Genomic DNA, 13,969 nt, shown 5'->3' with positions numbered 1-13,969 from the left:
CTGATCTTCCCGAGTCTAGGAAGCCCGGCGGCCGCTCACAAGGACATAACTGTTCAGCGGCCGACGCACCGCCGATCAGGAAACAGTTTCTTTGTTATTGGCTACTTTCCAGCACCATCATGACCTGCCCCGCACTGACCGGATCGCTGGCGGCCCGTGCCAGATGGATGACCCGGCCTGCTTCCGGCGCCATGACTTCAATTTCCATTTTCATGCACTCCAGGATGGCCACCGGCTGACCCGCCGCCACCTGATCCCCTTCCGAGACCAGCAGTTTCCAGATGCTGCCACCAGCAGGGGACTCCACCGGCACACCGTCGGGCAGGGTGCTGTCATCCCGCTCCGTCGACGTTTGCTCGACGGCAAAGTTGATCTGACCACTAGCCTGCCAGCGCGCCAGCTCTTCCTCGAACGCTGTATTGCGTGCGTCGGTGAAAGCCGAAATGCTGTCAGCGTTCTCCCGCAGAAATCCTTCGTAGTCACTGAGGGAAAAGCGGGTCTCCTCGATACGCAGCGGGTAGCCACCACGGGGGAATACGCGCCGTATGTGTTGCAGCTCCTCAGCGCTGACTTCATAGAAGCGGATCTGATCAAAGAATCGCAGCAGATACGGTTCGCTGAACTCAGCAGTACGATGGTAGCGATTCCACATCTGCAAGGTGCGGCCGACGAACTGATAGCCGCCGGGGCCTTCCATACCGTACACACAAAGATAGGCGCCGCCGATGCCGACGGAATTTTCCGCCGTCCAGGTGCGCGCCGGATTGTACTTGGTGGTGACCAGCCGGTGCCGTGGGTCCATAGGGGTGGCCACCGGCGCGCCCAGATAAACATCCCCCAGGCCCATCACCACATAGCTGGCGTCGAAGACAATCCGCTTCACGTCTTCCACACTGTCAAGCCCGTTGATGCGGCGAATAAATTCGATATTGCTCGGGCACCAGGGCGCATCTCGACGCACCGATTGCATGTATTTTTCAATCGCTTCACGGCAGGCCGCATCATCCCAGGACAGCGGCAGCCAGACCACACGGGCGGGCACTTCCGCATCAGCCTGTTGCTGCAGGTGATGTTCCACTTCTTCCAGCAGACTCAAGAGGGTGCAACGGGGCAGGCGCCGGGGATCAAAATGTACCTGCAAGGACCGCACCCCGGGGGTCAGTTCCAGCACGCCATCCAGGTCCTGTTCCTGCAACCACAGCATCAAGGCATGGGCGCGAAAGCGCAGCCGCAGATCCAGCACCTGGGGGCCGTATTCCACCAGCAGATAACGGTCGCCCGCGCTGCGGTACACCACCTCGACGCCGGCCTGCGCGGCGCTGAGCCGTTTCAGCACGGCGTCACCCGGTTTGATCGTCGGCACTTGCAGAGAGAGCGATTCGCTCGCCGCCATCCCGTCGGCATCGGCTTCAAAGGCGGTTTCCTGCGCCAGCGCCAGCTGATCGGCATCCCCCAGCGTCACGCATTCAAAGCGCAGCGTGTCACCGGCCTTGAGCTGACCGAGCTTCCAGCGGTCAGCACGGATCACGGTGACCGGGCAGACAAAGCCGCCCAGGGAGGGACCGTCCGGGCCGAGAATGACCGGCATGTCGCCGGTGAAATCCACACTGCCGACCGCATAGGCATTGTCATGAATATTCGACGGGTGCATGCCCGCTTCGCCGCCATCGCGGCGGGCCCAGTCCGGTTTGGGTCCGATCAGGCGGATGCCGGTGCGGCTGGAGTTGTAATGCACCTGCCACGCACTGGCGAAAAAGGTCTCGATATCCTGACGCGTGAAAAAATCCGGCGCACCGTGAGGCCCATAGGTCACGCGCAAGGTCTGGCATGCTGGCAACGGCGGAGGGATTATCGGGCATTCCGGTACGGTCAGTGCCGATGTAGCGCGTGCCAGGTGCAGCACGTCCCCGGCACGCAGGGCACGGCCGCCGTGGCCGCCGAACTGTCCTAACGTGAAGGTGCTGCGCGAGCCCAGATAAGGCGTGCACTGGATGCCGCCTGCCACCGCCACATAGGTGCGTGCCCCGGCGCCGGACACCTTGCCCAGCTTCAGTGTCTGGCCTGCCGCTACCGGCAACGCCTGGTACGCGGGCACACTTTCACCGTCGAGGGTAGCCGCCATATCGGCGCCGGCAATGGCCACCGTGGTATCGATATTGAAACGCAATGTCGGACCATTGAGGGTGCACTCCAGCGCCGCACAGTCCGGCGCATTACCCAGCAGTCGGTTGGCGAGGCGGAAGCTCACATCATCGAACGGGCCTGACGGTGGAATGCCCACCGGCCAGTAGCCGCCACGCCCGGGGAAATCCTGCACCGTGGTCAAGGTGCCGCCGGACAAGACATCCAGTGTGCAGGGTTGCCACGGCAGCGCATCGAGGCTGCGCGTGGTCATGGCGCCCTCGCGAAACGTCGGGGCGGCCAGCAGTGCGCGAAGCCAGGCACGATTGGTCTCGATGCCTTCCAGTACCGTATCGGTCAGCGCACGATCCAGGGCCTCGCGCGCCGCCTCGCGCGTGTCGGCGTGGACAATCACCTTGGCCAGCATGGGGTCAAACAGAGCTGGCACCTCGAGCCCGGCCTCCACCCAATGGTCGATGCGCAGCGCGGTGCCCTGCTCAGAAGACGCCGAAGGGAAAGAGACCGTGGTCAGCAGCCCGGCGCAGGGACGGAAATCCTTGTTCGGGTCCTCGGCGTACAACCTGGCCTGTATGGCATGACCGCGAGGCACGAGGGCGGCGGCCAGTTCCTTTAACGGCGGCAGGGTTCCCGCTGCCAACTGCACCATCCAGGCGACCAGATCGACGCCATACACCTGCTCCGTCACACCGTGCTCCACCTGGAGGCGCGTATTCACTTCCAGAAAATAGAAGGCATGGGTGTCCTGATCGACAATAAATTCCACGGTGCCCGCATTGCGATAGTTGACGGCTTCCATCAGGCGTCGTGCCGTGTCGTGCAAGGTGTGCCGCACTGTCTCCGGCAGGTTGGGGGCGGGCGCTTCTTCCACGACTTTCTGATGCCGGCGTTGCGCCGAGCAATCGCGTTCGCCCAGCGTCACGGCGTTGCCCTGGCCATCGCCGAACACCTGGACTTCGATGTGCCGGGCCCGGGCGATGTATTTTTCCAGGAAGACGCCGTCGTTGGAAAAATTGTTGGCGCTCAGGCGGCGCACACTGTCCCAGGCCCGCGTCAGCGCCGCCTGGTCAGCACACACCTGCATGCCAATGCCGCCGCCCCCTGCGGTGCTTTTCAGCATCACCGGATAGCCGATCCCGGCGGCGGCGCGGCACGCCTCGTCCCGCGTGGCCAGCAGGCCGGTGCCCGGCAGCAGCGGAACGCCGGTCCGGGTGGCGATGTCTCGCGCCGTATGCTTGAGACCAAATTCCCGCATTTGCGCCGGCGTCGGGCCAATAAAAGCAATCCCTTCGCGCTCGCAGCGTTGAACAAAGTCCGGGTTTTCGCTGAGAAACCCGTAGCCGGGGTGCACCGCTTCAACCCCGGCCTCGTGCATGATGGCAAACAGGGCGTCCTGGTTCAGATACGTGTCCGCAGCGCCCCCTTCACCCAGGGGCCAGCGTTCATCGGCGTGGCGCACATGCAGCGAGTCGGCATCCGCCTCGGCATACACGGCCACGGAGGTCACGCCCAGGGTCTTGAGCGTACGCATGATGCGGCAGGCAATGGCGCCGCGATTGGCAATCAGGATTTTCTGGAACATCGCGCTACCCGAGTGGGCCGTCCCACGGTGTCGGCTTCCCGGCAGGGTCGTCCCTGCGGTGCTGTGGATCGGAAGATCAGTGTGCCCACACCGTCAGTTGAACCGGTGTGGGGTTGTAGCCATTGCAGGGATTGTTGAGCTGCGGACAATTGGACATCAGCACGATGACATCCATGCAGGCGGTCAGCTCCACATACTTGCCCGGTGCAGAAATGCCGTCGGCAAATTGCAGCCCGCCTTCCGCCGTAATCGGCACGTTCATGAAGAAATTGATGTTGTGGGTGATGTCGCGTTTGTCCAGGCCATATTCCTCGTGCTCAGCGATGGCCAGCATCCAGCTGTCTCGGCAGGAGTGCATGCAGCGCCGTGCCAGGTCATAACGCACTGTATTGCTTTCCGATGCACAAGCGCCCCCCACGGTGTCATGACGGCCGCAGGTATCAGCGACGATTTCCAGCATGGCGTTGCCGCGATTGGACATCAGCTTGCTGCCGGCGCCCAGGTAGATGTTGCCCTGTTCGCGGATCGTATCCGTGGCGCTGTAACGCTCGGCCGGATCATCCGCACGGTAGAACAGGGTGTCAGCGGCCTGGTTGCCTTCCAGATCGGTGATGCGCATGGTTTCACCGGCACGCAGGATACCGATGTAATAATCCCCGGCATCCAGGACCTGGCGCAGATGCGCTTCATCGGGTTGACGTTCACTCTGCCTGATCATGTTGGGCTCCCTGGGCAATAAAGGACGGACGCAGGTCCTGGTAATAAAGCCGGTTGTTCTCCAGCGCGCGACGATTTTCTGGACGATAATTCAGGCACACGTCGTCATCGCTGAGCGGGTCACCCGTCAGCAGCTCCACACGCACCCGGCGACGCGGATATTCCTGTGCAGGATTCAGCGGGTGCGGGCAGGTGTGCAGCAACACCAGCGCTTCCATGTCAAAACGCAATGTCACCTGAGCACCGGCCTTGCAGGCACTGTCGTCGTAATGCAGACGGCCACTGTCATCCGTGACCACCTTGCTGAAAAAATTCACGTTGGCGGCCATATCGCGCTCACCCAGCCCGTACTTGCCCAGCTCCACCAGAAAACTTTCTTCGCCGGACAGCGTCCAGCCGTTGCGGTGCGCCTGATAGCTGTTGTGCCCATACTGTGCCCGGCACTGACGCTTGCTCAGGTTGCCGCACACGGTGTCGTGCCAGCCGTGACTGTCTTCGATGATCGACGCAAAGCTGCGGCCCATGTCCGAGTAAAGGCAATTGCCGCGCCCCAGGCGAAAAGTATGCTGGGCTTTCAGCGTATCGGGTGCGTTATAGCGCTCGAGCAAGTTTTCGGGGTTATAGAAAAGCATGCCCACATTGGCGCCACCGGCGACATCGGTGAGCCGCAGCACATTGCCGCGACGCATGCGCAGCGACCAGTGATGCCCCCCCGGCATGGTGTATTCATAAATCAGTGTCTGCATTGTGTTCTCCCTGATCGTGATGCTTCAGCCGCTCAGCACGCGCGCGGTATCCGCCAGTTGCGCGCTGAGCGACGGCAGCATCGGCGGACATTCGCCCACGGCGAGATCGTAGGTAATACGGGCGCCATAGGCGCCGGGCGCCTGCACATCCAGACGCGCCTTGTCGAACACCCAGAGCCGGGTGCCCAGATAGAAACCTTCTTCCAGATCGTGAGTAATCATGAAGACGGTGAGCTTCTGGCTGCGCCACAGCGACAGCACCAGGTCGTGCATATCCCGGCGAATGCCCGGGTCCAGCGCACCGAAAGGCTCATCCAGCAACAGGATGCGCGGCTTCTTGATCAGCGCCTGAGCCAGTGCGAGCCGCTGCTGCATGCCCCCCGACAGCTCATGGGGATACTTGTCGCCCGCCTCACCCAGCCCGACACGCGCCAGCATCGTCTGTGCTTCCTCACGCAGTGCGCGCCGGCGGGCACCGAAGGCCCTTCCCAGAAAGCGGTTGGCCGACAGTTCGCCCGCCAGCATCACGTTCCGTTCTGCCGTCAGGTGCGGCATCACGGAGTAACGCTGAAAGACAATGCCACGCGCCCCGTCCGGCTCTGCCGGCATGGCGGCACCGTCCAGCAGAAGATCACCCCGGGACGCCTGTTCGGTGCCCAGCAGCATTTTCAGAAAGGTGGTCTTGCCACACCCTGAAGCGCCGACGATGGTGACGAATTCGCCCTCCTCAACGCGCACATTGAGGCGCTCCAGTACGACTTCCTTGCCGTATTCCTTCCAGACATTCTTGAGTTCGATAATCGGCATGGTCATCTTCTGCCTATCGCTGTTGGGCGTGGAACCAGGGGTAACGCCAGGTGGAGAATCGTCGCAGCGCCAGGTCCATCAGGAAGGCGAGCAGGGTAATCCAGACGACGTAGGGCAGAATCACATCCATGGACAGGTAACGCCGCACCAGGAAGATGCGATAACCCAGCCCCTCGGTGGCCGCAATCGCTTCGGCGGCAATCAGGAACAGCCACGCAGGGCCCAGCGACAGGCGCACGGCACTGATCAACCGGGGCATCAACTGGGGCAAGCTCAGACGCACAATGATTTGCCAGGTGTTGGCCCCCAGCGTCTGCAATTTGATGATCTGCTCATCCGGGATTTCCAGCGCGCGCGCCTGCAAATCGCGAATAATGAACGGCGTGATACCGATCAGGATCAGCATGACCTTGGCCAGCTCCTCCAGGCCGAACGCAATAAACAGGATCGGTAACAACGCCATGGGCGGCACCAGGGACAGGCCGGTGACCAGCGGCGACAGGGTGGCGCGGATATAGGGCACGGTGCCCGTGGCCACCCCGAACACCAGACCGATCAGCGCCGCCAGCCCCACGCCGATACCGAGCCGTTGCAGGCTCGCTCGCGTATCGGTCCACAGCAAATATTCGCCCGTGCGTCGATTCGGCTCGAACGCCATCCGCTCGAACGCCTCCGCCATGGTGCTGAAGGCAGGCAGCAGACGATCGTCCGGATTTTCCGCCAGCCGCGCCCCCGAGGCCGACAGGTACAGCAGCAGAAACAGTGCGAAGGGCAGCAACCCCAGCAGCACGGCTGTCAGTCTCGACGGTTGGCGGTTGATGAACTTTTTCATCGGAATTACAGCTCGCCCTGCGCGGCCATGTTCATGAAAGCCGGATCAAAGCGCAGACGTACGTTGGCCGCATTGCCGAACACACCGGCCGGCGTTTCGATGCCGACAAAGCCGGCATGGGGTGCACCGTCACCCAGCAGACCGTGGGTGAACGAGAACTCGGCGACACGCTGCATGGTGCTGAGCAGGTCTTCACTGCGGGTAAAGGCCACGGCATCGGCGGCCGCATAGAACAGGCGTGTGCTGTCGAGCTGTGCTTCGTAACCGGCGCGGTCCGTGCCCGAGGCTTCGGCCATCATGTCGCGGGCATTTTTCGCCGCAGCATCATCGCCCTGCATGCGCGCCATGATTTCATACCAGGCGCCGGTCAACGCCTTGCCGAAATCCGGGTAGTCCTTCAGCACCTGGGTATCCACAACCATCAGGTCGATGATCTCGCCGGGAATTTTCGAGGAGTCGAACACCAGTTGCGCGCCGGGCATCTCCAGCATGGTGCTGAGCAAGGGGTTCCAGGTGGCCACCGCCTGCACACGGGGGGTGGCGAACACGGACACCAGATCCGCATCGGAGGTATTCACCACGGTGATATCCCGCTCGCTCAGGCCGACCGTTTCCAGGCCGCGTGCCAGCATGTAATGGGACACCGACAGTTCGACCAGATTGACGCGCTTGCCCTTGATGTCCGCCAGCTTGTCGGTGCCCTTGAGCACCACGCCGTCGTTGCCGTCGGAAAAATCACCGACGATCAGCGCGGTGGAGTCCTTGCCACTGGCCGCCGGAATGGTCAGCGCGTCCATGTTGGTCATGGTGCAGCCGTCGTAGCGGCCTGCGGTGTACTGGTTGATGGATTCGATGTAGTCGTTGATCTGAACGACGTCGATCTCGATGCCGTACTTGTCGGCCCATTTGCTGACAATGCCGGCCTCGTCGCCATAGCCCCAGGGCATCCAGCCGACATAGATCGACCAGCAGACGCTGAACTGTGTGCGCGCCATGGCGGAACCGGGGAATAACAGGGTGAGACTGAGCAGGAACAGGCAACATGCTGTGAGAGAGCGCTTCATGGTCTACCTCCAGATACCAGGATCATCGGTTGAGGAATCAGCTGACGCATGTCAGTGATTGACCTCCCGGGCTTTTATCCCGCCGTGTAACCTTGGATAAGGTCGACCGCTCTCGGACCAGACATCAGCTGACGCTGACCGGAACCCTAGCTGTCCATTTGCCAAATTGTCGGGGTGAGGCGCTACGTCCTCTGACTCCTCGATGAAGATCACCTGCAAGGACGGTGCCAGCCTGCCAAGTCACTGATTCAAGGCGATTGCCAGCGCCCCGGCGAAGCTGGAGGGCGCCCGGCTGCGCCATGGTGGTGCGGATAACGCACCGCGTCAGGGCAGCACACCGGATGCAAAGCCTGCCCGGCGGTGGCAGACTTGATCGCCAGACGCCACTCTCGCCAGGGGCGGCCCGCAGCGACAATACCCAACCGGTAACGAGCACACCATGAGCGACCAGATCATCATCAACGAAGTCGGCCTGCGCGACGGCCTGCAGAACCAGCCGAAGCACGTCAGCACCGAGGACAAGGCACGCATGGCCGAAGCCCTGGTGGCGGCCGGGGTGCGCTATCTGGAGCCGGTGAGCTTCGTGCACCCGAAAGCCGTGCCGCAGATGGCCGATGCCGCCGCCCTGACAGACAGGCTGCCACAGCGCGACGATCTGCATTACACCGCGCTGGTGCCAAATCTGCGGGGCTATGAGATGGCCCGCGACAAGGGTTACCCCACGGTCGGGCTGGTGCTGTCGACAACGGATACCTTTAACCAGCGCAATCTGAACATGTCGCTGGAGCAGGCCAGTGAAAGCTGCGAGCGCATTATTGCGGCGGCCCGTGCTGATGGCGTTGCGACCCGCACCTATATTTCCGGCGCCTTTGCGTGCCCCTATGACGGCACCACCCCTGTGGATGTGACGCTGGCGCTGACCCGGCGCATGATCGAGGCGGGCAGCGATGAAATCGCCATTGCCGACACCATTGGCGGCGGCAATCCGCAGCAAATGAAGGACATCATGGCGCCGTTGGTACAAACCTACGGCGCCGAGCGCTTTTACGTGCACCTGCACGATACCCGGGGGCTGGCCGGTGCCATGGCCTGGGCCGCGTGCGAGCTGGGCATTCGCCGCTTTGATGCCTCCGTAGGCGGGCTGGGCGGCTGCCCGTTTGCGCCGGGCGCCACCGGCAACGTGGCGACGGAAGATCTGGCCTATCTGTTTTCCTCGGCGGGCTTTGATACCGGCATTGATATTCAGGCATTGCGCGCAGTCGTCGCCATCGCCGAAACGGCAACCGGACAGACCCTTGGCGGTCGCATTCTGCGCTGGATGGCCTCCCAGGAAGAGCGAGAGCGCGCCCGGGGCGGGGCCGTCTGCGCCCCCTGAACGTGCGCTAATCAGTCAAACTCTGGCGTACCCGGCTGTCAGGGAGTAACCTGCTGACATCACGTTTTTTGGCCAATGCCATGTTCCATACCTTCAGGGTGCCGGGGCCCCCTTTGTCCCGTTACATCAGCGAACTGTGGATCGCTTCTTCACCCGGCCTGCCGTTCTGCCGTGAGCGCCTGCTGCCCGACGGGCGCATCACGCTGGTGATCCCCCTGACGGCCAACCCGGCAACCCTGTACGAGGGGCCTTACGGGGCGCAGAAGCAGCACTTCAATGGGCCTTTCGTGTGCGGCATCCAGACCCGGGACATCACCATTGATACGGCGACCCAGAAGCATGTCATGGGCGCCAGTTTCCTGCCCGGCGGCAGCCTGCCATTTCTGGGCGGGTCTGCCCGTGTGCTGCATAACGAGACGCTTGATCTCGATGCCTTCTGGGGGGCGCGCAGCCACCAGTTGCACGAGCAGCTGCTGAGCGCCTCGGACGATGCACAGCGCTTCAGCCTGCTGGAATCCGCGCTGCTGCAACAATTGATCGCCAGCCCGCACCCGGCCGTGACCGAAGCCGTGGCGCGGCTCAGTCTGAATCCGGCGCAACGCATTTCACCGCTGGCCAACGAGCTGGGGCTTGGCCAGCGACGCTTCCAGCAGATATTCACCGAAACCGTGGGCGTGCCACCCAAGGTATTCGCACGGATTCAACGCTTCTCGAACCTGCTGTATCGGACCACCAACCTGCAGGAAGCGGACTGGTCATTGCTGGCACTGGATAACGGCTACTACGACCAGGCCCATCTGATCCGGGAGTTCCGGGCCCTGTCCGGGATGACGCCTGAAGCCTACTTACGCAGCGAGCGGCGCATGATCAATCATATGCCGATCCTCCCACCAGTCGGCTGTGCTGCGGCAAAGCAGGCAGAGGCGAAAAGCGATACCCGCGAGGGCACCATCGAGGCAACAAAGTCTTCCGGCAGCAAAGCAGCCTGACGCAAGCCCGGCTTGCTTATTGCTGCCGCCGCTCCAGTTCACCAATCTCTCGATTCACCTGAGTCAGCCGTTGTCGCGCCCGGCTGCGAGACGCTGTTGAGCTGTGCCGCTTGCGCAGATCTCGCTCCAGCCCGTCACGCTCTATTTCCAGCCCACGCAACCTGGCGCGCTCGCCAAAAGACAGTCGCTGCGGGCGCGGTGGTCGGGCGGCGGATGGCGCGGTGGGTGTAGCGCGTGGCGCTGGCGGGGACGCAGTGCGCGGCGGCGCGTTCTTGCCACGGTCGTCCATGCCACTAATGATGCCAATGGCGCCCTCCTGCCGGGCTTCATCGCAGGGCAGATCGCTGAACAGGGTGGCTTCGTCGGTGTCGCTCGGGCAAACGTAGACGGGCTGGGCCGCCAGCGGATTCGCCAACAACAGCAAGCCCGTCAGTAATAACGTGGTGCGCATCCTTGTGCTCCTTACGGCCTGAACGCGGCATGACATCAGGTTTCAGGCCATCTGTCTGTCAGCCATTGCCGTCGATGTCTGTCAGCCCGTGCTCTCAATCCATACGCGTGATGTAGCGCCATAACGGAATCGCAATCAGCACGCCCAGCAGGGCGCCCGAGCCGTTGGCCAGCATATCCAGCCAAGAGAATGTGCGTGTTGGTGCAAAGGACTGGGCAATTTCTATTGCCACACCGCAGCTGAAGGCCACGGTCCATACCAGCCAGCCCGGCAGTCGCGGCCAGCCCCAGCTGAGCAACCAGGCCAGTGCCATATAACCGATGAAGTGCCCGACCTTGTCGTTGACGTAGCGCGCGCCAAGACGCAGCAGGTCATCCGCAGGCCACAGACTCATCACCCATAACGCCAACGCGCAAAGAATCGCCAGCGTCCGCCAGACGGGCATGCCTTTCATCAGGCTATGGAGCAAGCCATGGGAGCCGCTATTGGAGCCATCGGCAGAGCGCTGCTGCGGGTCATCTTTCATCCGTGTTCCTCTGTTTCTGCTGCCGCCCGGCAGGCGACAACGACTGCGCGATGCCAGTATCCACGGTGCGGTGTCAGGCGTGCTCGCCGCGCAACGCTTGTACGGCATCACGCAAACCCACCGCCGTAACCGTTTCCGGCGCCCGGGGCTTGCCTGCCACCAGTGCCACCCGGGCACGCATGCGCCGGGGTATCTTGGCGAGCGCCTTGCCGTCCTTGTGGCTGAAGAAGCTGCCCCACAGACCTTGCAATGCCATAGGTATCACCGGCACCGGGTTACGGGCAATGATTTTCTCGATGCCCGCACGAAATTCAGCGATTTCACCGTCCCGGGTGAGACGACCTTCCGGGAAGATGCATACCACATGGCCCGCATTCAGTTCTTCCTGCACGCGCTCGAACGCCGCATCGTAAATTTGCGGGTTACGTTCGCGGCTATCAATCGGGATGGTTCTGCCGGTACGGAAAATGTAGTTCAGCACCGGCATATCATAGATCTGCTTCTGCATCACGAAACGCACCGGGCGCTGCACGGACCCGGCGATCAACAGCGCGTCCACATAGCTCACATGGTTACAGACCAGCACACAGGCCCCTTGTTCCGGAATATGCACCAGCCCTTCACGTTTGACCCGATACATCACCTTGGTCATCACCCAGATCATGAACCGCATCATGAACTCCGGCACGATGCTGTACACGATCGCGGCCACCACCAGATTCGCCATCGCCAGAATCAGGAAGAAACCGGGAATGCTGATATCCAGCATCCCCACCACCACGATGCCGGCCACGGCGGAGAGCACCATCAACAACGCATTGAGAATATTGCAGGCGGCAATAACCCGGGCCAGGTGAGAACTGCGAGTGCGCTGCTGGATGAAGGAAAACAGCGGCACGATATAGAAACCACCAAACACGCCGATACCAAACAGATCCAGCAGAATGCGTAGCCCGGCCGGTTCTGACAGGAAAGCACCAACCCCCATGAGGCCGTTGACGTTCGCCATCTGATCCGGCAAACCCTGATAGGAAAAGAACAGATCAATGCTGAACAGCGACAGACCGAGCGACCCGATCGGCACCAGCCCCAGCTCCACTTTCTTGCCGGAAAGTTTTTCGCACAGCACCGAGCCCACACCGATGGCAATGGAGAAGGTGGCCAGCAGCAGGGCATACACCATCTCGGTGCCCTGGATATAATCGTCGACATACACTTTCAACTGGGTGGTGTAAGCCGCGCCAAGAAACCAGAACCAGGAAATGGCCAGCACCGAGTACCAGACCGATTTCACCTCGCGGGCGTAACCGATGATGCGGACCGTTTCAGAAAAGATATTCCAGTTGATCTTCAGTGACGGGTCCGCCGGCGGCGCTGCCGGAATCTGCCGTGCGGCAAGCCAGCCCAGCACCGCAATCGTGATCACGCCCGCCGGTGCCCACCAGGCACCGGAGCCTTCCATATTCAGCACGATGCCGGAAATCGAGCCCAGCAGAATCGCGATATAGGTGCCTTGCTGCACCAGCGCATTGCCGCCCACCAATTCAGTGTTTTTCAGGTGCTGGGGCATGATCGAATATTTCAGCGGGCCGAAGCAGGTGGACTGAAACCCCATGCAGAACAACAAAGCCAGCAAGAACCACAGGGCATTGAAGTAAAAGCCGACCGCTGCCACCAGCATGATGACGATCTCGGCCAGTTTGATACGGCGGATCAACAGGGCCTTGTCGAATTTGTCGGCGAATTGACCCGCCAGGGCAGAGAACAGAAAGAAGGGCAGAATGAACAACATCAGGCCGATATTGTTCAGGGTGTTGGGCGCCACGGCTGTGGCCACCACACCGGAAGTGATCAGCAGAATCAGCGCCTGCCGGTACACGTTATCGTTGAACGCGCCGAGAAACTGCGTCATGAAATAGGGCGCGAACCGACGGCTGCCCAGCAGTGACAATAGACCTTCTTTCATGCATCTTCTCCGTGGACACGTTCCTGGTCCCGATCCCGGGCCCAACTGGTCAGATAATGATGTATCAGCGATTGCAGCATCGCCGTTTCATCTACATCGCCTGCAATCGTCAGTTTGTTTTCCACCGCCAGCACACTGATGCCATGCACACTGCTCCAGAGCGTGCGCGCCGCCAGGTGCACTGCCGCCGCATCCCGCTGCGCTGACAAGCGCGCCATCTGCTCCTCCACCAGCCTGAACAGCTGCCCCGTGCGCTGCTGATACCAGGCCGGCACCGCTACCGCCTGCGGCATGCGGTGCATGAACACCAGTTGCCAGAGATGCGGCTCCTCGCGGGCCATGGCCAGGTATTGCCCGGCCATGGCCTGCAGGGCCTCCGCCGGCGGCAGTGCAGACGCTGCCTGCATCCGCTGCAGCAACCCATCCAGCGTCTCGGCATTGGCATGCAGAATCAGCTCATCCAGGCAGGCAAACACATGGTAGAGCATGCCCGGGGTATAGCCGATACGCTCAGCCACTTTACGCACACTGAGCTTTTCCGGCCCGTGCTCAGCGACGATCGCGCGCACCGCCGCTATGGCGAGTGTACGGAGCTGTGCCTTGCTGTGCTCATTGCGACGTGCCATATCCTGCGGCCTCTGTTAAACAGTGTTCAGCATGTTCCACTACAGCTGAACATCGTTCAACAGAGAGGATGTAACCGAATATGTCGCGGCTATGCCACGGCATGTGGCGTCCCAAGATAACGCACACACATCGTCTACAGCGTAGGCAA

General features: G+C 61.8%; 12 protein-coding genes and 1 riboswitch. Of the genes, 2 read left to right on the top strand and 10 right to left on the bottom strand.

Annotation, left to right across the window (positions count from 1 at the left end; all coding sequences use genetic code 11):
• Positions 1 to 94: 94 nt before the first annotated feature.
• The 6 genes from uca to K8B33_RS07845 all read right to left on the bottom strand — a co-directional run bounded on the left by uca (position 95) and on the right by K8B33_RS07845 (position 7,887).
• Entirely contained in the window at positions 95 to 3,721 is a 3,627-nt protein-coding gene (gene uca, locus K8B33_RS07870; protein ID WP_223425342.1) for an urea carboxylase, read from the bottom strand.
• Positions 3,722 to 3,797: 76 nt separating this feature from the next.
• Positions 3,798 to 4,439, bottom strand: a complete 642-nt coding sequence (locus K8B33_RS07865) for an urea amidolyase associated protein UAAP2 (protein WP_223425340.1) — start codon at positions 4,437 to 4,439, stop codon at positions 3,798 to 3,800.
• Positions 4,423 to 5,184 carry an urea amidolyase associated protein UAAP1 gene (locus K8B33_RS07860; RefSeq protein ID WP_223425337.1) on the bottom strand — a complete coding sequence of 254 codons (762 nt, stop codon included), beginning with the start codon at positions 5,182 to 5,184 and terminating at the stop codon, positions 4,423 to 4,425. Before K8B33_RS07860 ends, K8B33_RS07865 begins: the two co-directional genes overlap by 17 nt.
• Positions 5,185 to 5,208: 24 nt before the next feature.
• The gene (locus K8B33_RS07855) at positions 5,209 to 5,991 is read right to left on the bottom strand and encodes an ABC transporter ATP-binding protein (protein ID WP_223425334.1); all 783 of its coding nucleotides are present in this window, start codon (positions 5,989 to 5,991) and stop codon (positions 5,209 to 5,211) included.
• 13 nt (positions 5,992 to 6,004) lie between these two features.
• On the bottom strand, positions 6,005 to 6,823 hold the full coding sequence (locus K8B33_RS07850) for an ABC transporter permease (RefSeq protein ID WP_223425332.1): 819 nt from the start codon (positions 6,821 to 6,823) through the stop codon (positions 6,005 to 6,007).
• A 5-nt stretch (positions 6,824 to 6,828) separates the two neighbouring features.
• Positions 6,829 to 7,887 carry a putative urea ABC transporter substrate-binding protein gene (locus tag K8B33_RS07845; protein WP_223425330.1) on the bottom strand — a complete coding sequence of 353 codons (1,059 nt, stop codon included), beginning with the start codon at positions 7,885 to 7,887 and terminating at the stop codon, positions 6,829 to 6,831.
• Positions 7,888 to 7,948: 61 nt separating this feature from the next.
• Positions 7,949 to 8,048, bottom strand: a riboswitch (guanidine-I (ykkC/yxkD leader).
• Positions 8,049 to 8,326: 278 nt separating this feature from the next.
• Between K8B33_RS07845 and K8B33_RS07840 the strand changes: the two genes are divergently transcribed.
• Positions 8,327 to 9,262, top strand: a complete 936-nt coding sequence (locus K8B33_RS07840; protein ID WP_223425327.1) for a hydroxymethylglutaryl-CoA lyase — start codon at positions 8,327 to 8,329, stop codon at positions 9,260 to 9,262.
• A gap of 113 nt (positions 9,263 to 9,375) precedes the next feature.
• The gene (locus tag K8B33_RS07835) at positions 9,376 to 10,251 is read left to right on the top strand and encodes a helix-turn-helix domain-containing protein (RefSeq protein ID WP_223425325.1); all 876 of its coding nucleotides are present in this window, start codon (positions 9,376 to 9,378) and stop codon (positions 10,249 to 10,251) included.
• A 16-nt stretch (positions 10,252 to 10,267) separates the two neighbouring features.
• On the opposite strand, the gene K8B33_RS07830 is transcribed toward K8B33_RS07835, so the two are convergent.
• From K8B33_RS07830 to K8B33_RS07815, 4 genes are all read right to left on the bottom strand, one after another.
• The gene (locus K8B33_RS07830) at positions 10,268 to 10,702 is read right to left on the bottom strand and encodes a hypothetical protein (protein WP_223425323.1); all 435 of its coding nucleotides are present in this window, start codon (positions 10,700 to 10,702) and stop codon (positions 10,268 to 10,270) included.
• Positions 10,703 to 10,796: 94 nt separating this feature from the next.
• Entirely contained in the window at positions 10,797 to 11,228 is a 432-nt protein-coding gene (locus K8B33_RS07825) for a VanZ family protein (RefSeq protein ID WP_223425320.1), read from the bottom strand.
• Positions 11,229 to 11,301: 73 nt separating this feature from the next.
• Positions 11,302 to 13,194 (bottom strand): MFS transporter, encoded by a 1,893-nt coding sequence (locus K8B33_RS07820; RefSeq protein WP_223425318.1) that lies wholly within the window; start codon positions 13,192 to 13,194, stop codon positions 11,302 to 11,304.
• On the bottom strand, positions 13,191 to 13,820 hold the full coding sequence (locus K8B33_RS07815) for a TetR/AcrR family transcriptional regulator (protein ID WP_223425315.1): 630 nt from the start codon (positions 13,818 to 13,820) through the stop codon (positions 13,191 to 13,193). Before K8B33_RS07815 ends, K8B33_RS07820 begins: the two co-directional genes overlap by 4 nt.
• Positions 13,821 to 13,969 lie beyond the last annotated feature (149 nt).

The organism is Alcanivorax limicola, from assembly GCF_019931215.1.
Classification (GTDB): Bacteria; Pseudomonadota; Gammaproteobacteria; order Pseudomonadales; family Alcanivoracaceae; genus Isoalcanivorax; species Isoalcanivorax limicola.
The sequence above is the reverse complement of the archived record's forward strand: the minus strand, read 5'-3'. Positions and strand labels throughout refer to the sequence as shown.

What these genes read in the sequence shown, in the direction of transcription:
- uca (WP_223425342.1), bottom strand. Translation starts at nt 3,721, where the DNA reads ATGTTCCAGAAAATCCTGATTGCCAATCGCGGCGCCATTGCCTGCCGC.
- K8B33_RS07865 (WP_223425340.1), bottom strand. Translation starts at nt 4,439, where the DNA reads ATGATCAGGCAGAGTGAACGTCAACCCGATGAAGCGCATCTGCGCCAG.
- K8B33_RS07860 (WP_223425337.1), bottom strand. Translation starts at nt 5,184, where the DNA reads ATGCAGACACTGATTTATGAATACACCATGCCGGGGGGGCATCACTGG.
- K8B33_RS07855 (WP_223425334.1), bottom strand. Translation starts at nt 5,991, where the DNA reads ATGCCGATTATCGAACTCAAGAATGTCTGGAAGGAATACGGCAAGGAA.
- K8B33_RS07850 (WP_223425332.1), bottom strand. Translation starts at nt 6,823, where the DNA reads ATGAAAAAGTTCATCAACCGCCAACCGTCGAGACTGACAGCCGTGCTG.
- K8B33_RS07845 (WP_223425330.1), bottom strand. Translation starts at nt 7,887, where the DNA reads ATGAAGCGCTCTCTCACAGCATGTTGCCTGTTCCTGCTCAGTCTCACC.
- K8B33_RS07840 (WP_223425327.1), top strand. Translation starts at nt 8,327, where the DNA reads ATGAGCGACCAGATCATCATCAACGAAGTCGGCCTGCGCGACGGCCTG.
- K8B33_RS07830 (WP_223425323.1), bottom strand. Translation starts at nt 10,702, where the DNA reads ATGCGCACCACGTTATTACTGACGGGCTTGCTGTTGTTGGCGAATCCG.
- K8B33_RS07825 (WP_223425320.1), bottom strand. Translation starts at nt 11,228, where the DNA reads ATGAAAGATGACCCGCAGCAGCGCTCTGCCGATGGCTCCAATAGCGGC.
- K8B33_RS07820 (WP_223425318.1), bottom strand. Translation starts at nt 13,194, where the DNA reads ATGAAAGAAGGTCTATTGTCACTGCTGGGCAGCCGTCGGTTCGCGCCC.
- K8B33_RS07815 (WP_223425315.1), bottom strand. Translation starts at nt 13,820, where the DNA reads ATGGCACGTCGCAATGAGCACAGCAAGGCACAGCTCCGTACACTCGCC.